We start from the raw sequence: 19774 nt of genomic DNA, 5'->3' as shown, positions 1-19774 counted from the left end.
TGTTGATTCAATTTCTTTCTTTTCAATGGATTAACTAATCGGTTTTGTTGTTAATAACTATAACTAAAACAGGTTAGTCCATTTGGTTATTTGTTATTTCCATCCCTTCTTTAATTGTTAGTATGCCCGCCGTTAACCTTACAATCTCTTCTGTTTTTGTCGCGCTGACAGGGCGTGAATAACAGCTTTGCTTACTGGAACATAACGACGCATGACGACACAGGCCCCACCTTCCAATCTGCTGCCGCTTAACCCGGAGCAACTGGCGCGCCTACAGGCGGCCACGACCGACTTTACGCCAACCCAACTGGCTTGGGTATCCGGCTACTTCTGGGGCATGCTGAACCAGCAGCCCGGCGCCGCGGTAAGCGCGCCCGCTCAGGCGGTAGAAGCGCCGGCCATCACCCTGATTTCCGCTTCGCAAACCGGCAACGCGCGTCGGGTTGCTGAAGCGCTGCGCGACGATCTGCAGGCCGCGCAGCTGAATGTGAAACTGGTGAACGCTGGCGACTATAAATTCAAACAAATCGCCGGTGAAAAACTGCTGGTCGTGGTGACGTCGACCCAGGGCGAAGGTGAGCCGCCGGAAGAAGCCGTCGCATTGCATAAATTCCTGTTTTCAAAGAAAGCGCCGAAGCTTGATGGCACCGCCTTCGCGGTGTTTGGTCTCGGCGATACCTCCTATGAGTTTTTCTGCCAGTCCGGCAAAGATTTCGACAGCAAACTGGCCGAGCTGGGCGGCGAACGCCTGCTCGATCGCGTTGATGCCGACGTTGAATATCAAGCCGCGGCGGCGGAATGGCGCGCTCGCGTAGTGGATGTGCTGAAGGCGCGCGCGCCGACGGCTGCGCCGGCCCAGCTTGCTACCAGCGGCGCGGTCAATGAAATTCACACCAGCCCATATACTAAAGAAGCGCCGTTGACGGCGACGCTTGCAGTGAATCAGAAAATAACCGGTCGCGACTCGGAAAAAGACGTCCGTCATATCGAGATCGATCTGGGTGATTCCGGCCTGCGTTATCAGCCGGGAGATGCTCTTGGCGTCTGGTACCAGAACGATCCGGCGCTGGTCAAAGAGCTGGTGGAGCTGCTGTGGCTGAAGGGTGATGAACCGGTCACGGTAGAAGGCAAAACGCTGCCGCTGGCGCAAGCGCTTGAGTGGCATTTTGAGCTGACGGTCAATACCGCCAATATTGTTGAGAACTATGCCACCCTGACCCGCAGTGAAACGCTGCTGCCGCTGGTCGGCGATAAAGCGCAGTTGCAGCACTACGCTGCCACGACGCCTATCGTCGACATGGTGCGCTTCTCGCCAGCACAGCTGGACGCAGAAGCCTTAATCGGCCTGCTTCGCCCGTTGACGCCGCGCCTCTACTCTATTGCTTCCTCGCAGGCAGAAGCGGAAAACGAAGTTCACGTTACCGTTGGCGTCGTGCGTTATGACATCGAAGGCCGCGCCCGCGCCGGCGGCGCGTCCAGCTTCCTCGCCGACCGCGTGGAAGAAGATGGTGAAGTGCGCATCTTTATCGAACACAATGACAATTTCCGTCTGCCTGCTAACCCGCAAACCCCGGTTATCATGATTGGCCCTGGAACCGGGATCGCGCCGTTCCGCGCCTTTATGCAGCAGCGCGCGGCGGAAGGGGCGGAAGGGAAGAACTGGTTGTTCTTCGGCAATCCGCACTTCACGGAAGATTTCCTCTATCAGGTGGAATGGCAGAGCTACGTCAAAGAGGGCGTGCTGAGCCGTATCGACCTGGCCTGGTCCCGCGATCAACAACAAAAAGTCTATGTACAGGACAAACTGCGCGAGCAGGGGGCTGAAGTGTGGCGTTGGATTAACGACGGCGCCCATATTTATGTCTGCGGCGATGCCAATCGTATGGCGAAAGACGTCGAGCAGGCGTTACTGGAAGTGATTGCCGAATACGGCGCGATGGACGCCGAAGCGGCGGACGAATTTTTAAGTGAGCTGCGCGTTGAGCGCCGTTATCAGCGAGATGTCTACTAATGAGCGAAAAACATCCTGGCCCGCTGGTGGTCGAAGGTAAACTCTCCGACGCCGAGCGTATGAAGATCGAGAGCAACTACCTGCGCGGCACCATTGCGGAAGATTTAAATGACGGCCTGACCGGCGGTTTTAAAGGCGACAACTTCCTGCTCATCCGCTTCCACGGCATGTACCAGCAGGACGACCGCGATATTCGCGCGGAACGCGCGGCGCAGAAACTGGAGCCGCGCCACGCGATGCTGCTGCGCTGCCGTCTGCCGGGCGGCGTTATCACCACCAAACAGTGGCAGGCGATCGATAAGTTCGCCGCGGATAACACCATCTACGGCAGTATTCGTCTGACCAACCGTCAGACTTTCCAGTTCCACGGTATTCTGAAGAAGAACGTGAAGCCGGTACATCAGATGCTGCACTCCGTTGGCCTGGACGCGCTGGCGACCGCCAACGACATGAACCGCAACGTGCTGTGCACCTCGAACCCGTTTGAGTCGCAGCTGCATGCCGAAGCCTACGAGTGGGCGAAGAAGATCTCCGAGCATCTGTTACCGCGTACTCGCGCCTATGCTGAGATCTGGCTGGATCAGGAAAAGGTCGCCACCACCGATGAGGAACCGATCCTCGGCCAGACCTATCTGCCGCGTAAATTCAAAACGACGGTGGTGATCCCGCCGCAGAACGATATCGATCTGCACGCCAATGATATGAACTTCGTGGCGATTGCGGAAAACGGCAAGCTGGTTGGTTTTAACCTGCTGGTGGGCGGCGGTTTGTCTATCGAGCATGGGAATAAGAAAACCTATGCGCGAACCGCTAGCGAATTTGGCTATCTGCCGCTGGAGCACACTCTGGCGGTGGCGGAAGCGGTCGTGACCACCCAGCGCGACTGGGGCAACCGTACCGATCGTAAAAACGCGAAAACCAAATATACCCTCGAGCGCGTCGGCGTGGAGACCTTCAAGGCGGAAGTTGAGCGCCGTGCTGGGATCAAATTCGAACCGATTCGCCCTTACGAGTTTACCGGCCGCGGCGATCGCATCGGCTGGGTTAAAGGCATCGATAATAACTGGCACCTGACGCTGTTTATTGAGAATGGCCGTATTCTGGATTATCCGGGCCGCCCGCTGAAAACTGGCCTGCTGGAGATCGCGAAGATTCACAAAGGTGAATTCCGCATCACCGCTAACCAGAACCTGATCATCGCCAGCGTACCGGAAGATCAGAAAGCGCGGATCGAGAAACTGGCGCGCGATCATGGCCTGATGAATGCCGTCACGGCGCAGCGTGAGAACTCGATGGCCTGCGTGTCGTTCCCGACCTGTCCGTTAGCGATGGCTGAAGCCGAGCGTTTCCTGCCATCGTTTATCGACAAAGTGGAAGAGGTGATGAGCAAGCACGGCGTCGGTGATGAGCATATCGTAACCCGCGTCACGGGTTGCCCGAACGGCTGCGGCCGCGCGATGCTGGCGGAAGTTGGCCTGGTAGGGAAAGCGCCTGGCCGCTATAACCTGCATATCGGCGGTAACCGTAGCGGGACGCGCATCCCACGGATGTATCGTGAAAATATCACCGAGCCGGAGATCCTTGCTTCGCTCGACGAGCTGGTAGGGCGCTGGGCGAAAGAGCGCGAAGCGGGTGAAGGCTTCGGCGACTTTACGGTGCGTGCGGGCATCATTCGCCCGGTGCTCGATCCAGCGCGTGATTTCTGGGAATAACCTGAATTGCCGGATAGCGGCATGAATGCCTTATCCGGCCTACCATTCGCGTAGGCCTGATAAGCGAAGCGCCATCAGGCAAGGCACACAGTGAGGAATCTATGTCCAAACTCGATCTAAACGCGCTGAACGATCTGCCTAAAGTAGAACGCGTAATGGCGCTGGCGGAAGTTAACACTCAGCTGGAAAAACTCAGTGCCGAAGAACGCGTGGCATGGGCGCTGGAAAACCTGCCCGGCGACTATGCGCTCTCTTCAAGCTTTGGTATTCAGGCGGCGGTCAGCCTGCATCTGGTGAATCAGCTGCGCCCGGACATTCCGGTGATCCTGACCGATACCGGCTATCTGTTCCCGGAAACCTATCAGTTCATTGATGAATTAACCGAGAAGCTCAGCCTGAACCTCAAAGTCTACCGGGCGACGGAAAGCGCCGCCTGGCAGGAAGCGCGTTATGGCAAACTGTGGGAGCAGGGCGTTGAAGGCATTGAGAAGTACAATGAAATCAACAAAGTTGAGCCGATGAACCGGGCGCTGAAGGAGCTTAATACCCGCACCTGGTTCGCTGGCCTGCGCCGCGAGCAGTCCGGCAGCCGGGCGCATTTGCCGGTGCTGGCTATCCAGCGCGGCGTCTTTAAGCTGCTGCCGATTATCGACTGGGATAACCGGACGGTTTATCAGTATCTGCAAAAGCACGGCCTGAAATACCACCCGCTATGGGAGCAGGGGTATTTGTCCGTCGGCGACACTCACACCACCCGTAAATGGGAACCCGGTATGGCGGAAGAAGAGACCCGCTTCTTTGGTCTCAAGCGCGAGTGCGGATTGCACGAAGGCTAAGCGATGCGCTATGCCGGAGAGTGTTATTCCAAAGCGGACACGCGGGCTATACCGCGGGTTCGCTTTGCGCAAATCAGTTTTTCTTCTCAACTTTCGCCAGCTCTTTCACCAGCGGCAGCATCACTTTGACGACATCGCGCCCGCGATGCTCGATCCTTCCCGGCAGCGCTTTGTCGATATACTGTTGGTTATCCAGTTGTACGTCATGCCAGCTGGTACCCTGCGGGAAGCTGCGGGTTTCACTGCGCTGCTGATATCCATCCTTTTTACCCAATGACCAGTTAGTCGCTTCCACGGAGAGTACCGGGATCCCGGCGCTGTCAAAAACGCTGGCGTCGTTACAGCAGCCAGTACCTTTCGGGAACTCCGGATTCAGCCCTGGATTGGTGAACGCGGCGATGCCGTGGCTCCGGGCAATCGCCAACGCGCGATCGCGGGTCAGCTTACGTACCGATGCCGGCGTGCTGCGCCCGCTGTTGAAATAGAGCTTATCGCCGACCACCAGGTTATCGAGATTTATCACCAGCAGCGTGTTTTTCTTTTCCGCCTCGCTCATGCGTTTCAGCAAATTTTGCGCGCCCAGGCGGCCTTCTTCCTCGCCGCTGGTGGCGATAAAGCGAATGCCGTAACGGGTGGGGACGTTCTTTAAATGTTCCGCGAGCTCCAGCAATACGCCGAGCCCCATCGCATTGTCGTCGATCCCCTGCAGGGTCAGGCCGCCGAGGTTGTTCTCTACGTCTTTATCGCTCTGCGGGGCATAGGTATCGAGGTGCGCCATAATGATAATTTGCTGGCGAGACTGGCCCTCATGCGCGGCGATTACCGTACTGCCGGTGGCGTTGTGCCAGTTCTTACGTTGGTTGCTGTCGGTATAGATGTAGCGGGTATTGAAACTGCGCACGTCGCTCTGATAACCCATCTGGGCAAATTGTTGACGAAGATAATCGGCTGACAGCATCTCGGCCGGCGTACCGGTCATTCTTCCAGGAAAGACGGTAGCAATATGGCGGGCCTGCGTATTTGCGGTGTCGCCCAGGGCGCTGAATGCCGGAGCGGCGGAGAAGACAAAACCTGTGCCAAGCGCCAGCGGAAGCAGACGGCGGCACATCGCGGAAAACATAGTGGGTCCTTACACGAGCAAAACATTTCGACGGCGTTAGTATGAAACTGTGACGCCGCTTAAACAATTTCATTTGCTCTTAAATAGCGGAAAATGCGCGCGTTAAGCACTTTTTGATATTTAGATTTCCAGCTCGTTATTCTTTTGCGTCACAACTCATTCCATTTCGTAATTTCATTTGCTCAAAGCAGCCCCCTATAGTCCCTCTATTGCTGAATGTAAGAGAGTTGTTGCGCCGTGGATTACTTGCCCCTGTTTGCCGAGTTGAAAGAAAGACCCGTGCTGGTTATCGGCGGCGGTGAAATTGCCGTCCGCAAGATTAAATTCTTGCTGCGGGCGCAGGCGAAGGTACAGGTGGTCGCCGCCGTTCTGTCGCCGGAGCTCGCTGAACAGGTGGAACGTCAGCAAATTAGCTGGCGAGCGACCGCCTTTGATGAACAGCAGGTAGACGACGTATTTCTGGTGATTGCCGCAACCGACGATCGTGAGCTCAACCAGCGGGTGTTTGCCGCGGCTAACGCCCGCTACCGTCTGGTGAACGTGGTGGATGACCAGCCGCTGTGCTCATTCGTCTTTCCTTCTATTGTTGACAGGTCGCCATTGCTGGTGGCGATCTCCTCCAGCGGCAAGGCGCCGGTGCTGTCGCGCATTCTGCGAGAAAAAATCGAAGCGCTACTGCCCACCAATCTGGGGCGGCTGGCCGAAACGGCGAGCTACTGGCGCCATCATCTGAAAACCCGTCTGACCACCACCGAAGCGCGTCGTCGCTTCTGGGAGCGCGTATTCACCGGGCGTTTTGCCAGCCTGATGGTGGCCGGTAACCACGCGGCTGCGGAACGGGCGCTGCAGGATGAACTCGACAGACCGGAACGCAGCGTGGGTGAAATTATTCTGGTTGGAGCCGGGCCGGGAGATGCCGGGCTGCTGACGCTACGCGGACTGCAGGCGATTCAACAGGCGGACGTGGTGTTTTATGACCACCTGGTGACCGAGAGCGTGCGCGAGCTGGTGCGCCGTGATGCCGAAATGATCTGCGTTGGTAAGCGCGCGGGCGAGCACTCCGTACCGCAGCACGAAACGAATCAAATGCTGGTGGATGCCGCCAAAGCCGGGAAAACGGTGGTGCGCCTGAAGGGCGGCGATCCGTTTATTTTCGGGCGCGGCGCGGAAGAGCTGCAGGCGGCGGCCGCCGCCGGGATCCCCTTCCAGGTGGTGCCAGGCGTTACCGCCGCGGCGGGCGCGACGGCCTATGCCGGCATTCCGCTGACCCATCGCGATTATGCGCAAAGCGCAGTTTTCGTCACCGGTCACTATAAATCTGACAGCGCGCCGTTTGACTGGGCGCTGCTGGCGAAGAGCCAACAAACGCTGGCGATTTACATGGGCACCATGAAAGCGGCGGACATCAGCGCTCAGCTGATCGCCCATGGCCGCGACGCGAATACCCCGGTGGCGGTGATTTCCCGCGGCACCCGCGAGGATCAGCAGACGCTGACCGGCACGTTACAACAGCTCGAACATCTGGCGAAAGATGCCCCAATGCCCGCGCTACTGGTGGTGGGCGAAGTGGTACAGCTGCATCAGCAGCTCGCCTGGTTTCAACACACAACATCTAGCGAGGGGTTTAACTCTTCGGTGGTAAATCTGGCTTAAGGAACGGTTATGGACCAAAAACGACTCACTCACCTGCGGCAACTGGAGGCGGAAAGCATCCATATCATTCGTGAGGTGGCCGCCGAATTCTCTAACCCGGTGATGATGTACTCCATCGGTAAAGATTCCAGCGTAATGCTGCATCTGGCGCGCAAAGCGTTTTATCCGGGAACCCTGCCGTTCCCGCTGCTGCACGTCGATACCGGCTGGAAATTCCGTGAGATGTACGAGTTCCGTGACCGTACCGCCAAAGCCTACGGCTGTGAACTGCTCGTGCATAAAAACCCGGAAGGGGTGGCGATGGGCATCAACCCGTTCGTTCACGGCAGCGCCAAGCACACCGATATCATGAAAACCGAAGGCCTGAAGCAGGCGCTGAACAAATATGGCTTTGATGCCGCATTCGGCGGCGCGCGTCGCGATGAAGAGAAATCCCGCGCTAAAGAGCGAATTTACTCCTTCCGCGATCGTTTCCACCGCTGGGACCCGAAAAATCAGCGTCCGGAGCTGTGGCACAACTACAACGGTCAGATTAACAAAGGCGAAAGCATTCGCGTCTTCCCGCTCTCTAACTGGACCGAGTTGGATATCTGGCAGTACATCTACCTGGAAAATATTGAAATCGTCCCGCTGTACCTGGCGGCAGAACGCCCGGTACTGGAGCGCGACGGCATGCTGATGATGATCGATGACGACCGTATCGATCTGCAGCCGGGCGAGATGATCAAAAAGCAGATGGTACGCTTCCGTACCCTCGGCTGCTGGCCGCTGACCGGCGCGGTAGAGTCCAACGCGCAAACGCTGCCGGAAATTATTGAAGAGATGCTGGTATCCACCACCAGCGAACGTCAGGGGCGCGTCATTGACCGCGACCAGGCAGGCTCCATGGAGCTGAAAAAACGTCAGGGTTATTTCTAAGGAGCCGCCATGAACACTACGATTGCACAACAAATTGCTAATGAAGGCGGCGTAGAAGCTTACCTGCACGCGCAACAGCACAAAAGCCTGCTGCGTTTTCTGACCTGCGGCAGCGTCGATGACGGCAAAAGCACCTTGATCGGCCGTCTGCTGCACGATACGCGCCAGATTTATGAAGATCAGCTCTCTTCTCTGCACAATGACAGCAAGCGTCACGGTACTCAGGGCGAGAAACTGGATCTGGCGCTGCTGGTGGATGGTCTGCAGGCCGAGCGCGAGCAGGGCATCACCATTGATGTCGCCTATCGCTACTTCTCGACCGAAAAACGCAAATTTATTATTGCCGACACCCCGGGCCACGAGCAGTACACCCGTAATATGGCGACCGGCGCGTCCACCTGCGATCTGGCGATCCTGCTGATCGACGCCCGCAAAGGCGTGCTCGACCAGACTCGCCGCCACAGCTTTATCTCCACGTTATTAGGGATTAAGCACCTGGTGGTCGCGGTGAACAAAATGGATCTCGTCGAGTTCAGCGAAGCGCGCTTCAATGAAATTCGTGAAGATTATCTGACCTTCGCCGAACAACTGCCGGGCAAGCTTGATATCCGTTTCGTGCCGCTGTCGGCGCTGGAAGGGGATAACGTCGCCACACAGAGCGACAAAATGCCGTGGTACAGCGGCCCGACGTTGCTGGAAGTGCTGGAAACCGTTGACATCCAGCGCGATGTCGAAAGCCAGCCGCTGCGCTTCCCGGTGCAATACGTGAACCGTCCGAACCTGGATTTCCGCGGCTTCTCCGGTACCGTCGCTTCCGGTACGGTCACCGTTGGCCAGCGTCTGAAGGTGCTGCCGTCGGGCGTGGAGTCGAACGTGGCGCGTATTGTCACCTTTGACGGCGACCTGCCGCAGGCCGGGGCGGGGGAAGCGATCACTATCGTCCTGAAAGATGAAATCGACATCAGCCGCGGCGATTTGCTGGTTGACGCTGAAGCCTCGCTGCCCGCGGTACAAAGCGCCAGCATCGACGTCGTGTGGATGGCGGAACAGGCGCTGTCGCCGGGTCAGAGCTATGACATTAAAGTGGCTGGCAAGAAAACCCGCGCCCGCGTTGACGCTATCCGCTATCAGGTCGACATCAATAATCTGACCCAGCGTGAAGTCGAAGCGCTGCCGCTGAACGGCATCGGGCTGGTGGAGCTGACCTTTGACGAGCCGCTGGTGCTCGATCCGTATCAGGACAACCCGGTGACCGGCGGGCTTATCTTTATCGACCGCCTGAGCAATGTGACGGTTGGCGCGGGAATGGTCAACGAACCGCACCTGCAGGCGCAGGCTCCGACGTCGCAGTACAGCGCGTTTGAGCTGGAGCTGAATCAGCTGATTCGTAAACACTTCCCGCACTGGGACGCACGCGATCTGCTGGGAGGCAAGTAATGGCCCGGCATGACGAAAACGTCGTCTGGCATGCGCATCCGGTGACCCGCGAGCAGCGCGAGCAGCATCACGGCCATCGCGGCGTGGTGCTGTGGTTTACCGGCCTCTCGGGGTCGGGTAAATCCACCGTCGCCGGGGCGTTGGAGGAGGCGCTGCACGAGCTTGGCGTTAGCACCTACTTGCTTGACGGCGATAATGTGCGTCACGGGCTGTGTAGCGATCTGGGATTCAGTGACGACGATCGCAAAGAGAACATTCGCCGCGTTGGTGAAGTAGCTAAGCTGATGGTCGATGCCGGGCTGGTTGTATTGACCGCGTTTATATCTCCGCATCGTGCGGAACGGCAGATGGTGCGCGAGCGTTTGGGGGAAGGACGCTTTATCGAAGTGTTTGTCGATACCCCGCTGGCCACTTGTGAGACGCGGGATCCGAAAGGATTGTACAAGAAGGCGCGGGCAGGGGAGTTGCGTAATTTTACCGGTATCGATTCGGTCTATGAATCCCCGGAGAATGCTGAAATTCATCTGGATGGTGAACAATTGGTAACAAATTTGGTGCACCAACTATTAGACCTGCTTCGACAGAGCGATATTATCAGATCCTGAAAAGGCAACGGCATCGAGGGGTGCCGGTCGCCCGGTCAACAGGATTCAATATGCGCAATACCCAGAACCTCAGTATTATTCGTTCAGAACCGCCTCCGGCGGCCGGCGACGAGACCACCTGGTCTTTGTCAGGCGCCGCCGTGGGCTTTATTTCATGGCTGCTGGCGCTGGGTATTCCCTTCCTCATGTATGGCGGTAATACGCTCTTTTTCTTCCTCTATACCTGGCCTTTCTTCCTTGCCATTATGCCGGTCGCCGTGGTGGTCGGTATTGCGCTACATTCATTACTGGACGGCAAACTGATCTACAGCGTTTGCGCGACGATTTTAACCGTCGGGCTAATGTTTGGTCTGCTGTTCCTCTGGCTGTTGGGATAGCCTTTTTGGGATGAATCAAGCCTGGGTATCCATCGCAAAAATGTGGTACAGTCCCCGCGTTACGCGGCATCGTCCGCGCGCCAGGGTAGAGTACTCCGGCGAGTTATGGGATGATGATGCCGTTTTTCAGGGGGCAGGATGGGTAAATTAACGCTGCTATTATTAGCTTTGCTGGTCTGGCTACAGTACTCGCTGTGGTTTGGCAAAAATGGTTTGCACGACTATAGCCGGGTTAATGACGATGTCTCCGCTCAGCAGGCCACTAACGCCAAATTAAAAGCGCGCAACGATCAGCTTTTCGCCGAAATTGACGATCTCAACGGCGGTCAGGAAGCGATCGAAGAACGCGCGCGCAATGAACTCAGCATGACCCGCCCGGGCGAAACGTTCTATCGTCTGGTGCCGGATGCCTCAAAACGCAATCAGGGTTCTGCGCAGAATAATCGATAAACAAGCCCAGGATGACAATATGGCAGCCACTTTTCCGGGCGTTTGCGCCGTGGTGCCGGCAGCCGGTTTTGGCCGCCGTATGCAAACGGAGTGCCCGAAACAATATCTCTCAATCGGTAACAAAACGATTCTCGAACATTCGGTTGCCGCGCTGCTTGCGAACGAACGCGTTCAGCGGGTGGTGATCGCCGTCAGCCCTGGCGACATCCGCTTTAGTCAACTTCCCTTAGCCCACCATCCGCAGGTCACCGTCGTTGACGGTGGCGCTGAGCGCGCCGATTCGGTTCTGGCGGGGCTGAAAGCCTTAGCGGATGCGCAATGGGTGCTGGTTCATGATGCAGCGCGTCCGTGCCTGCATCAGGATGATCTCTCGCGGCTGCTGGCGCTAAGCGCGACCAGCCGCGTCGGCGGCATACTGGCGGCGCCGGTGCGCGATACCATGAAGCGTGCCGAACCGGGCAAAACCGCGATCGCCCATACCGTCGAACGCAATGATTTATGGCATGCGCTGACGCCGCAATTTTTCCCTCGAGAACTGCTATTTGACTGCCTGACGCGCGCGCTGGATGAAGGCGCGACCATCACCGATGAAGCGTCGGCGCTGGAGTACTGTGGCTTCCATCCCGAATTGGTCGCCGGACGAGCTGATAATATTAAAGTAACGCGCCCGGAAGATCTGGCGCTGGCCGAATTTTACCTTACCCGTTCCCGACACCAGGAGAAGGCTTAATGCGAATTGGACACGGTTTTGACGTACACGCTTTTGGCGGTGAAGGGCCAATTATTATTGGCGGGGTACGTATTCCTTATGAGAAAGGGCTGCTCGCCCATTCCGATGGCGACGTCGCGCTGCATGCGCTGACCGACGCGCTGCTGGGCGCCGCGGCGCTGGGCGATATCGGCAAACTGTTCCCGGATACCGATCCGGCCTTTAAAGGCGCGGATAGCCGCGAGCTGCTGCGTGAAGCGTGGCGGCGGATTCAGGCGAAGGGATATACCCTTGGCAACGTTGACGTCACCATCATTGCCCAGGCGCCAAAAATGCTGCCGCATATCCCGCAGATGCGCGTATTTATCGCCGAAGATCTCGGTTGCCATATGGACGACGTCAATGTGAAAGCGACCACCACCGAGAAGCTTGGCTTCACCGGCCGTGGCGAAGGCATCGCCTGTGAAGCGGTGGCGCTGCTGCGTAAGGTTACGCAATGATCGCCTTTGATGACTTAACATACCTGCACGGCAAGCCGCTCAGCCAGGGGCGGCTGAAGGCCAATCCGGAAGACTTTCTGGTGGTCGAAGACCTCGGTTTCGCCCCCGATGGCGAAGGCGAACATGTGCTGGTGCGGATTCTGAAAAATGGCTGCAACACCCGTTTCGTTGCCGACGCGCTGGCGAAATTCCTTAAAATCCATGCGCGCGAAGTGAGCTTTGCCGGGCAAAAGGATAAGCACGCGGTCACCGAACAGTGGCTGTGCGCCCGCGTGCCGGGTAAAGAGATGCCGGATCTGAGCAAATTTCAGCTCGAAGGCTGCCAGGTGCTGGAGTATGCCCGCCATAAGCGTAAGCTGCGTTTAGGCGCGCTGAAGGGCAACCAGTTCACGCTGATCCTGCGGGAAATCAGCGATCGCGACGATGTCGAAAAGCGTTTGCAGGCGATTGCCGCCGGCGGGGTGCCGAACTACTTCGGCGCGCAGCGCTTTGGTATCGGCGGTAGCAACCTGCAGGGCGCATTGCGCTGGGCCGAGAGCGGCGAGCCGGTGCGCGATCGCAATAAACGCAGTTTTTGGTTGTCGGCGGCACGCAGCGCGTTGTTTAATCAGCAAGTTGCAATTAGATTAAAAAAAACGGAATTTAATCAGGTTGTTGATGGCGATGCGCTACAATTAGCGGGGCGCGGAAGCTGGTTTGTGGCAACCACCGAAGAGTTGGCGGAATTACAGGCGCGGGTCGATAACCGCGAGCTGATGATTACCGCTGCGCTGCCGGGCAGCGGCGACTGGGGCAGCCAACGCGACGCGCTGGCCGCCGAGCAAGCCGCGATAGCCGAAGAAACGTCGCTACAGGCGCTGCTGGCGCGCGAAAAAGTTGAAGCCGCGCGCCGGGCGATGCTGCTGTATCCGCAGCAATTGTGCTGGAACTGGTGGGATGATGTCACTGTTGAACTGCGCTTCTGGCTGCCAGCGGGAAGTTTTGCCACCAGCGTGGTAAGGGAACTTATCAATACAACGGGTGACTATGCGAATATTGCTGAGTAACGATGACGGTATCCACGCGCCGGGGATCCAAACCCTGGCGAAGGCCTTACGCGAATTTGCCGAGGTCCAGGTTGTTGCACCCGATCGTAATCGCAGCGGCGCCTCAAACTCGCTCACGCTGGAATCTTCTCTACGCACGTTCACCTTTGAAAATGGCGATATCGCCGTCCAGATGGGCACGCCGACCGACTGCGTGTATCTCGGCGTTAACGCGCTGATGCGTCCGCGTCCGGATATCGTGGTCTCAGGAATCAACGCGGGCCCCAATCTTGGCGATGATGTTATCTATTCCGGTACCGTCGCGGCCGCGATGGAAGGCCGCCATCTTGGTTTTCCCGCCCTTGCCGTTTCGCTGAACGGCTATCAACATTACGACACCGCGGCGGCAGTGACGTGCACCATTCTGCGCGCGTTAAGCCGCGAGCCGCTGCGTACCGGGCGGATCCTCAACATCAACGTGCCGGATCTTCCCCTCGAGCAAATCAAAGGTATTCGCGTTACCCGTTGCGGCAACCGCCATCCGGCCGACCAGGTCATTCCGCAAAAAGATCCGCGCGGTAATACGCTGTACTGGATCGGCCCGCCGGGTGATAAGCGCGATGCCGGGCCGGGGACCGATTTTGCGGCGGTGGATGAAGGCTATGTTTCCGTAACGCCATTGCATGTCGATTTAACCGCTCATCAGGCACATGAGGTGGTGACCGATTGGTTAGAACGCGTCGGGGTTGATACGCAATGGTAAGTAAACGTGTTGAAAGTTTGTTGAATCAGCTACGCACTCAGGGCATCGTCGATGAGCGAGTCCTCGAGGCAATCGCGCAGGTTCCGCGCGAAAAATTCGTTGATGAAGCTTTTGAACATAAGGCGTGGGAAAACACCGCGCTGCCGATTGGCCAGGGGCAAACTATCTCGCAGCCCTATATGGTGGCGCGGATGACGGAGCTTCTGGAATTGACGCCGGACTCAAGGGTGCTGGAAATCGGCACCGGCTCCGGCTATCAGACGGCGATCCTGGCGCACCTCGTGCACCACGTCTGCTCGGTCGAGCGGATTAAGAGCCTGCAGTGGCAGGCGCGTCGGCGTCTTAAACAACTTGATTTACATAATGTTTCAACCCGTCATGGCGATGGATGGCAGGGTTGGCAGGCTCGCGCGCCTTTTGACGCGATTATCGTCACCGCCGCGCCGCCGGAAATTCCGGCCGCGCTGATGGCGCAGCTTGATGAAGGCGGCGTGCTGGTTTTGCCGGTCGGTGAAGAACATCAGTATCTGAAGCGGATCCGTCGCCGCGGCGGCGAGTTTTTCATCGATACCGTCGAAGCCGTTCGCTTTGTTCCGCTCGTCAGAGGGGAGCTGGCCTGAACCCGGATTATTCCAGGTTTTTTTTGCCTAAGTTTAGGCGTAGGGTGGACACATTTTTCAGTGTCCTGGCCGGGCGCTGCCCGGTAAGCAAGATATTGGCAGTTAACATATTCCTGGGGGATAAATGAGCGCGGGAAGCCCAAAATTTACCGTAAGCCGTATTGCGGCGTTGTCACTGGTTTCACTCTGGCTGGCCGGGTGTACAAATACCAATAATCCGCCTGCGCCGGTGAATTCGGCAAGCGGCGCTGCGTCCTCCAGCACCAATTCCGGGATGCTGATTACACCGCCATCTTCCGGCGGGCAGCAAGTTCCTCCGGCTCAGCCGATTCAACCGATGCAGACCCAGCCAATTCAGACTCAGCCGACCCAGGTTCAGCCGATGGCACAGCAGCCGGTGCAGACGGTGAACGGTAAGATTGTTTACAACCGTAAATATGGCGATATTCCGAAAGGTAGCTACACCGGCGGCAGTACCTATACCGTTAAGCGCGGCGATACCCTGTTCTATATCGCGTGGGTCACCGGCAACGATTTCCGCGACCTTGCGGAACGCAACAACGTCCCGGCGCCGTACGCGCTGAACGTGGGTCAGGTGCTGCAGGTCGGCAACTCCGCAGGCCAGCCGATCACCGGCGAAAATCCGGTATCTCAGGCTAGCGCGCAGGCAAGCGGCGGTGCGACGGCCACCACAACTTCTGCACAAAAATCCACCGCAGTGGTTGCGTCACAACCGACTATTACGTATTCTGAATCTTCAGGTGAACAGAGTGCTACTAAGATGTTGCCGAATAATAAACCAGCAACGACCACGACGACGGTCGCTCCGGTTACGGCGCCATCAACCGTTAGCACAACCCAACCGACTGCAAGCAGTACGTCTACCAGTTCGCCGATCTCATCATGGCGCTGGCCGACTGATGGCAAGGTTATCGAGAACTTTAGCGGCGCGGAAGGCGGCAATAAAGGTATCGACATTGCAGGCAGTAAAGGACAGGCTATTGTTGCGACCGCCGATGGGCGCGTCGTCTATGCCGGTAACGCACTGCGCGGTTACGGTAATCTTATTATCATCAAACACAACGATGATTACCTGAGTGCCTACGCTCATAACGATACCATGCTGGTTCGGGAGCAACAGGAAGTCAAAGCGGGGCAGAAAATCGCTACCATGGGTAGCACCGGAACCAGCTCAACAAGATTACATTTTGAAATTCGTTACAAGGGGAAATCCGTCAACCCGCTGCAGTACTTACCGCAGCGATAATTTGGCAAAGTACGGATAAGCGTAACACCATGAAAGGCGCCAGGGCGGTCGTGATATGCCTCCTTCAGTGGAGGCATAAAGAGGATAACTCCGGCGTCGTTTAGTGATGGGTCGCGGAAGGTGCTTTGCTCAGGGATCACGGGTAGGAGCCACCTTTATGAGTCAGAATACGCTGAAAGTTCATGATTTAAATGAAGACGCGGAATTTGATGAGAACGGAATGGAGGTTTTCGACGAGAAAGCCTTAGTAGAAGAGGAACCCAGTGATAGCGATCTGGCTGAGGAAGAGCTGCTGTCGCAAGGCGCCACCCAGCGCGTTCTCGATGCGACACAGCTGTATCTTGGTGAGATTGGTTATTCCCCGCTGCTGACGGCCGAAGAAGAAGTCTATTTCGCCCGTCGCGCACTACGTGGAGATGTTGCTTCACGCCGTCGCATGATTGAAAGTAACCTGCGTCTGGTGGTGAAGATCGCTCGTCGTTACAGCAATCGTGGTCTGGCGCTGCTGGATCTGATTGAAGAAGGTAACCTCGGCCTGATCCGCGCAGTTGAGAAGTTTGACCCGGAACGTGGGTTCCGTTTTTCAACCTACGCTACCTGGTGGATCCGTCAAACGATTGAACGGGCGATTATGAACCAAACCCGTACCATTCGTTTGCCTATCCATATTGTGAAAGAGCTGAACGTTTATCTGCGTACCGCGCGCGAGTTGTCGCATAAGCTGGACCACGAGCCAAGCGCTGAAGAGATAGCCGAACAGCTGGATAAACCGGTTGATGACGTTAGTCGTATGCTGCGTCTGAACGAGCGCATTACCTCAGTGGATACCCCGCTGGGCGGTGACTCAGAAAAAGCGCTGCTGGATATTCTGGCCGATGAAAAAGACAACGGCCCGGAAGACACCACGCAGGACGATGATATGAAACAAAGCATCGTCAAATGGTTGTTCGAACTGAACGCCAAACAGCGCGAAGTACTGGCTCGTCGTTTTGGGCTGCTGGGTTATGAATCCGCAACGCTTGAAGATGTGGGTCGTGAAATCGGCCTGACCCGCGAACGCGTGCGTCAGATTCAGGTTGAAGGCCTGCGCCGCCTGCGGGAGATCCTGCAGGGACAGGGGCTAAACATCGAAGCGCTATTCCGCGAATAAATCGTTTTCTCTCAAAAAGGCCCAATCCTGCGATTGGGCCTTTTCCTTTGTATTAACCGATGCGGGTTTCCTGCAGGTGACGCCAGAAGATTTTCCCCTCAATGCGCTGAAATATCGCCGTCGACCAGCGCACGATCTCGCCTTGTTCCGGCAGGGTCTGGCTTTCGCGGTACAGCACCGCGCCGCCGTCATGCCATTCGCTTAATACCTGCGCATTATCAACCACGATGCTTAATCCCGGGCGGCTGCCGCCCGCGCTATGGAAAAAGCCGCTTACCGTCGGGTAATCCATCTTAGCGCCGCTGATAGGAACCATTGTAAATTCTTGCGCAAAGCGGCTCATCAGCGCTTGCGCGCTACCTTCTTTCCGGCCCAGCCATTGTTCAATGATTACGTGGGCGTCGATAACTTCTTGGATCCATGGGTTCATGTTTTCTCCGGGTTAAGCTGCAGGCGATTGCAGATGAGTACTGTAAACCGCGCGTCAGGGGCGGATAAATGCGCTTTTCAGGGATATACTGTATAAAATTTTTTGACAATAAGCGTCATTCAAATGCTAAACCTGCAGCGCGTTACCATGTTTGTCGCCGTTGTTGATGCCGGGAGCTTTACCGCGGCGGCGGCGGCGCTTGGGCAAACCAAAGCGGTGGTTAGTTTTAACGTTCGTCAGCTAGAGAGTGAACTGGGAGTGACGTTGCTTCTACGTTCGACGCGCCGGTTAACGCTCACCGAAGCCGGGGCGGTGTTTTACCAGCGCGGCGTCGGACTGCTGAAAGCCGCGGAGAATTTACAGGACGAGGTGCGCGCCAGCCATGCTGGGTTAAGCGGCGAACTGCGGATCACCACCACCCCGGAATATGGCGCGCAGGTGATCATCCCGGCGCTGGCGGAATTCGCTCGTCGACATCCGGCGTTGCGGGTGCGCCACGTCTCATCGTCGTATCATGCGGATTTGATCTCGGAACGGTTTGATGTCGCGATACGTCTCGGAACCCTGGCCGATTCGCGCTATCACGCGGCTCGTATTTCGCGTTTCGCCATCGTGCCCGTGGCCTCGCCGGTTTGGCTGGATAAACATCCGCTGCGCACGCTTGCCGACCTGGCGCAGGCGGCATGGATTGTTAACGAGCGCCTGGCGACGCCGCTACGCTGGCAGCTCCTGACCGCCGAAGGGCAATCGATCGCTTTTGAAATTACGCAACCGCCGCGGATCTCAGCCGATAGCGCACAAGCGTTAATGGGCTTTGCGCTGGCGGGAAGCGGGGTGGCGCTACTCCCGGAGTGGCTGGTGGCCGAAGCCATCGCGCGGCAGGAGCTGGTGCGGGTATTGCCGGAGTATATTTTTCCCTCCCAGGGTGTATTCGCCGTCTACCCGGACGCGCAGCATGTGCCAACCAAGGTCCGGGCATTTATCGATTTTCTGCGTGAACGAACCGCTTAATCCGCGTTTTTATTTTCCATCATTTTCAGGACCAGCCTGGAAAACTGCGCGCGCTCCTCTTCGTTAAGGCGGCTCAAAAACTCTTCATCGACACGGTTGCCCTGCGGCATGGAATTTGCGAGCAGCGCCTGCCCCTCATCCGTCAGATAGACAAAACGGCGACGTTTATCGGTCGGATCGTGTTCGCGGCGCACCAGCCCGCGTTTTTCCATCCGGCTTAGCATCTCCGCCAGCGTCGCTTTCGTGCTGACGGCCGCTTCGATAAGCGTCACCTGCTCGATTCCAGGATGTTCGGCTACCGAGCGCATCACTGCATATTGCGGCTTGGTCAGTTCCGGTAATTCATGTTGCCAGCGCGCGGTATGCTGTTGAAAAAGCTGGCGCAGAAGGTGGAACGCTTCGTTACGTAACTCCATGAACACTCCGTCACAAAAATATCACCTTTATGATAGCCGCATTTACGGCTTCTTTTCACATCTCATTTTTTTGATTATTGATGCGGATCGTATGCGAACGATATTGAGATCCCGTAAAAATGAGCGTAGTTTTAATACAAAGGTTCGTATACGAACAATGTGTGAGGTAGTGAATGAAACTGATTATTGGGATGACCGGGGCGACCGGCGCGCCGTTGGGCGTCGCGCTGTTGCAAGCGCTGAACGAAATGCCGGATGTGGAAACGCACCTGGTGATGTCGAAATGGGCAAAAACCACCATTGAGCTGGAAACGCCCTATAGCGCTCGTGAAGTCGCCGCGCTGGCGGATTTCTGCCATAGCCCGGCGGATCAGGCCGCGACCATCTCATCAGGATCGTTTCGTACCGACGGCATGATTGTTATCCCCTGCAGCATGAAAACGCTGGCGGGTATCCGCGCTGGCTATGCGGAAGGGTTAGTCGGCCGCGCGGCGGACGTCGTGCTGAAAGAGGGGCGCAAGCTGGTTCTGGTGCCGCGAGAAATGCCGCTGAGCACCATTCATCTGGAGAACATGCTGGCGCTGTCGCGCATGGGCGTGGCGATGGTGCCGCCGATGCCTGCCTACTACAACCATCCGGAAACGGTCGAGGATATCACCAACCATATCGTGACCCGGGTGCTGGATCAGTTTGGTCTCGAATATCACAAAGCGCGCCGCTGGAACGGCCTGCGCGCGGTCGAGAATTTATCACAGGAGAATTAA

21 protein-coding genes are annotated in these 19774 nt (G+C 56.9%); 18 read left to right on the top strand and 3 right to left on the bottom strand.

From position 1 onward, the window contains the following. Window positions 1-211 precede the first annotated feature (211 nt). The 3 genes from cysJ (at window position 212) to cysH (ending at window position 4559) form a co-directional block, all read left to right on the top strand. Window positions 212-2011, top strand: a complete 1800-nt coding sequence (gene cysJ / locus PGS10_RS06060) for an NADPH-dependent assimilatory sulfite reductase flavoprotein subunit (protein ID WP_047078982.1) — start codon at window positions 212-214, stop codon at window positions 2009-2011. Then, a complete protein-coding gene (gene cysI, locus PGS10_RS06055) occupies window positions 2011-3723 on the top strand; it encodes an assimilatory sulfite reductase (NADPH) hemoprotein subunit (RefSeq protein ID WP_015369975.1) in 1713 nt (570 codons plus the stop codon). Before cysJ ends, cysI begins: the two co-directional genes overlap by 1 nt. A 101-nt stretch (window positions 3724-3824) precedes the next feature. Further along, entirely contained in the window at window positions 3825-4559 is a 735-nt protein-coding gene (gene cysH, locus PGS10_RS06050; protein WP_316422577.1) for a phosphoadenosine phosphosulfate reductase, read from the top strand. Between the two features lie 73 nt (window positions 4560-4632). On the opposite strand, the gene PGS10_RS06045 is transcribed toward cysH, so the two are convergent. Continuing rightward, a complete protein-coding gene (locus PGS10_RS06045; RefSeq protein ID WP_316422576.1) occupies window positions 4633-5679 on the bottom strand; it encodes an aminopeptidase in 1047 nt (348 codons plus the stop codon). Between the two features lie 246 nt (window positions 5680-5925). Here PGS10_RS06045 and cysG point away from each other — a divergent pair, with 246 nt between their 5' ends. The 13 genes from cysG (at window position 5926) to rpoS (ending at window position 17153) form a co-directional block, all read left to right on the top strand. Further along, window positions 5926-7332 (top strand): siroheme synthase CysG, encoded by a 1407-nt coding sequence (gene cysG / locus PGS10_RS06040; RefSeq protein WP_161801932.1) that lies wholly within the window; start codon window positions 5926-5928, stop codon window positions 7330-7332. 9 nt (window positions 7333-7341) lie between these two features. Further along, entirely contained in the window at window positions 7342-8250 is a 909-nt protein-coding gene (cysD, locus tag PGS10_RS06035) for a sulfate adenylyltransferase subunit CysD (protein ID WP_015369979.1), read from the top strand. A gap of 9 nt (window positions 8251-8259) precedes the next feature. Beyond that, on the top strand, window positions 8260-9687 hold the full coding sequence (gene cysN / locus PGS10_RS06030; protein WP_047044277.1) for a sulfate adenylyltransferase subunit CysN: 1428 nt from the start codon (window positions 8260-8262) through the stop codon (window positions 9685-9687). Then, entirely contained in the window at window positions 9687-10292 is a 606-nt protein-coding gene (cysC, locus tag PGS10_RS06025) for an adenylyl-sulfate kinase (protein WP_047044279.1), read from the top strand. The genes cysN and cysC overlap by 1 nt, the downstream gene beginning before the upstream one ends. Before the next feature lie 50 nt (window positions 10293-10342). Then, window positions 10343-10669, top strand: coding sequence for a DUF3561 family protein (locus tag PGS10_RS06020; protein ID WP_047044281.1), 327 nt, complete (start codon window positions 10343-10345; stop codon window positions 10667-10669). Window positions 10670-10807: 138 nt separating this feature from the next. Next, on the top strand, window positions 10808-11119 hold the full coding sequence (gene ftsB, locus PGS10_RS06015) for a cell division protein FtsB (RefSeq protein WP_015369983.1): 312 nt from the start codon (window positions 10808-10810) through the stop codon (window positions 11117-11119). Window positions 11120-11138: 19 nt separating this feature from the next. Further along, window positions 11139-11849, top strand: coding sequence for a 2-C-methyl-D-erythritol 4-phosphate cytidylyltransferase (gene ispD / locus PGS10_RS06010; protein WP_047039060.1), 711 nt, complete (start codon window positions 11139-11141; stop codon window positions 11847-11849). Continuing rightward, entirely contained in the window at window positions 11849-12328 is a 480-nt protein-coding gene (gene ispF, locus PGS10_RS06005; RefSeq protein WP_047044283.1) for a 2-C-methyl-D-erythritol 2,4-cyclodiphosphate synthase, read from the top strand. The genes ispD and ispF overlap by 1 nt, the downstream gene beginning before the upstream one ends. After that, complete coding sequence (truD, locus tag PGS10_RS06000; RefSeq protein WP_047044285.1) at window positions 12325-13374, top strand: tRNA pseudouridine(13) synthase TruD; 1050 nt, start codon at window positions 12325-12327, stop codon at window positions 13372-13374. Before ispF ends, truD begins: the two co-directional genes overlap by 4 nt. After that, window positions 13355-14116: a 5'/3'-nucleotidase SurE gene (gene surE, locus PGS10_RS05995; protein ID WP_015369987.1), complete on the top strand. Its 762-nt coding sequence runs from the start codon at window positions 13355-13357 to the stop codon at window positions 14114-14116. The genes truD and surE overlap by 20 nt, the downstream gene beginning before the upstream one ends. Then, the gene (locus PGS10_RS05990) at window positions 14110-14736 is read left to right on the top strand and encodes a protein-L-isoaspartate(D-aspartate) O-methyltransferase (RefSeq protein WP_015369988.1); all 627 of its coding nucleotides are present in this window, start codon (window positions 14110-14112) and stop codon (window positions 14734-14736) included. Before surE ends, PGS10_RS05990 begins: the two co-directional genes overlap by 7 nt. 124 nt (window positions 14737-14860) lie before the next feature. Beyond that, window positions 14861-16003, top strand: a complete 1143-nt coding sequence (nlpD, locus tag PGS10_RS05985; protein ID WP_047044288.1) for a murein hydrolase activator NlpD — start codon at window positions 14861-14863, stop codon at window positions 16001-16003. A 157-nt stretch (window positions 16004-16160) separates the two neighbouring features. Further along, window positions 16161-17153, top strand: coding sequence for an RNA polymerase sigma factor RpoS (gene rpoS, locus PGS10_RS05980; protein ID WP_015369990.1), 993 nt, complete (start codon window positions 16161-16163; stop codon window positions 17151-17153). A gap of 52 nt (window positions 17154-17205) precedes the next feature. Here rpoS and PGS10_RS05975 read toward each other — a convergent pair whose 3' ends face one another. Continuing rightward, window positions 17206-17583, bottom strand: coding sequence for a DUF4440 domain-containing protein (locus tag PGS10_RS05975; RefSeq protein ID WP_015369991.1), 378 nt, complete (start codon window positions 17581-17583; stop codon window positions 17206-17208). Window positions 17584-17706: 123 nt separating this feature from the next. On the opposite strand from PGS10_RS05975, the gene PGS10_RS05970 reads away from it, so the two are divergent. Next, window positions 17707-18594, top strand: a complete 888-nt coding sequence (locus PGS10_RS05970) for a LysR family transcriptional regulator (RefSeq protein WP_316422572.1) — start codon at window positions 17707-17709, stop codon at window positions 18592-18594. Here PGS10_RS05970 and PGS10_RS05965 read toward each other — a convergent pair. Then, window positions 18591-19010, bottom strand: a complete 420-nt coding sequence (locus tag PGS10_RS05965; protein ID WP_047044293.1) for a MarR family winged helix-turn-helix transcriptional regulator — start codon at window positions 19008-19010, stop codon at window positions 18591-18593. The two genes, PGS10_RS05970 and PGS10_RS05965, sit on opposite strands and share 4 nt — an antisense overlap. Window positions 19011-19183: 173 nt before the next feature. Here PGS10_RS05965 and PGS10_RS05960 point away from each other — a divergent pair, with 173 nt between their 5' ends. Then, window positions 19184-19774 carry a non-oxidative hydroxyarylic acid decarboxylases subunit B gene (locus tag PGS10_RS05960; protein ID WP_047041933.1) on the top strand — a complete coding sequence of 197 codons (591 nt, stop codon included), beginning with the start codon at window positions 19184-19186 and terminating at the stop codon, window positions 19772-19774.

Source organism: Klebsiella sp. 141153 (assembly GCF_032601995.1).
Lineage (GTDB): Bacteria > Pseudomonadota > Gammaproteobacteria > Enterobacterales > Enterobacteriaceae > Klebsiella > Klebsiella aerogenes.
The sequence above is the reverse complement of the archived record's forward strand: the minus strand, read 5'-3'. Positions and strand labels throughout refer to the sequence as shown.

What these genes read in the sequence shown, in the direction of transcription:
- PGS10_RS05970 (WP_316422572.1), top strand. Translation starts at nt 17,707, where the DNA reads ATGCTAAACCTGCAGCGCGTTACCATGTTTGTCGCCGTTGTTGATGCC.
- cysH (WP_316422577.1), top strand. Translation starts at nt 3,825, where the DNA reads ATGTCCAAACTCGATCTAAACGCGCTGAACGATCTGCCTAAAGTAGAA.
- cysN (WP_047044277.1), top strand. Translation starts at nt 8,260, where the DNA reads ATGAACACTACGATTGCACAACAAATTGCTAATGAAGGCGGCGTAGAA.
- rpoS (WP_015369990.1), top strand. Translation starts at nt 16,161, where the DNA reads ATGAGTCAGAATACGCTGAAAGTTCATGATTTAAATGAAGACGCGGAA.
- PGS10_RS06045 (WP_316422576.1), bottom strand. Translation starts at nt 5,679, where the DNA reads ATGTTTTCCGCGATGTGCCGCCGTCTGCTTCCGCTGGCGCTTGGCACA.
- PGS10_RS05965 (WP_047044293.1), bottom strand. Translation starts at nt 19,010, where the DNA reads ATGGAGTTACGTAACGAAGCGTTCCACCTTCTGCGCCAGCTTTTTCAA.
- surE (WP_015369987.1), top strand. Translation starts at nt 13,355, where the DNA reads ATGCGAATATTGCTGAGTAACGATGACGGTATCCACGCGCCGGGGATC.
- cysC (WP_047044279.1), top strand. Translation starts at nt 9,687, where the DNA reads ATGGCCCGGCATGACGAAAACGTCGTCTGGCATGCGCATCCGGTGACC.
- ftsB (WP_015369983.1), top strand. Translation starts at nt 10,808, where the DNA reads ATGGGTAAATTAACGCTGCTATTATTAGCTTTGCTGGTCTGGCTACAG.
- truD (WP_047044285.1), top strand. Translation starts at nt 12,325, where the DNA reads ATGATCGCCTTTGATGACTTAACATACCTGCACGGCAAGCCGCTCAGC.
- PGS10_RS06020 (WP_047044281.1), top strand. Translation starts at nt 10,343, where the DNA reads ATGCGCAATACCCAGAACCTCAGTATTATTCGTTCAGAACCGCCTCCG.
- cysJ (WP_047078982.1), top strand. Translation starts at nt 212, where the DNA reads ATGACGACACAGGCCCCACCTTCCAATCTGCTGCCGCTTAACCCGGAG.
- ispF (WP_047044283.1), top strand. Translation starts at nt 11,849, where the DNA reads ATGCGAATTGGACACGGTTTTGACGTACACGCTTTTGGCGGTGAAGGG.
- PGS10_RS05990 (WP_015369988.1), top strand. Translation starts at nt 14,110, where the DNA reads ATGGTAAGTAAACGTGTTGAAAGTTTGTTGAATCAGCTACGCACTCAG.
- cysI (WP_015369975.1), top strand. Translation starts at nt 2,011, where the DNA reads ATGAGCGAAAAACATCCTGGCCCGCTGGTGGTCGAAGGTAAACTCTCC.
- PGS10_RS05960 (WP_047041933.1), top strand. Translation starts at nt 19,184, where the DNA reads ATGAAACTGATTATTGGGATGACCGGGGCGACCGGCGCGCCGTTGGGC.
- PGS10_RS05975 (WP_015369991.1), bottom strand. Translation starts at nt 17,583, where the DNA reads ATGAACCCATGGATCCAAGAAGTTATCGACGCCCACGTAATCATTGAA.
- cysD (WP_015369979.1), top strand. Translation starts at nt 7,342, where the DNA reads ATGGACCAAAAACGACTCACTCACCTGCGGCAACTGGAGGCGGAAAGC.
- ispD (WP_047039060.1), top strand. Translation starts at nt 11,139, where the DNA reads ATGGCAGCCACTTTTCCGGGCGTTTGCGCCGTGGTGCCGGCAGCCGGT.
- nlpD (WP_047044288.1), top strand. Translation starts at nt 14,861, where the DNA reads ATGAGCGCGGGAAGCCCAAAATTTACCGTAAGCCGTATTGCGGCGTTG.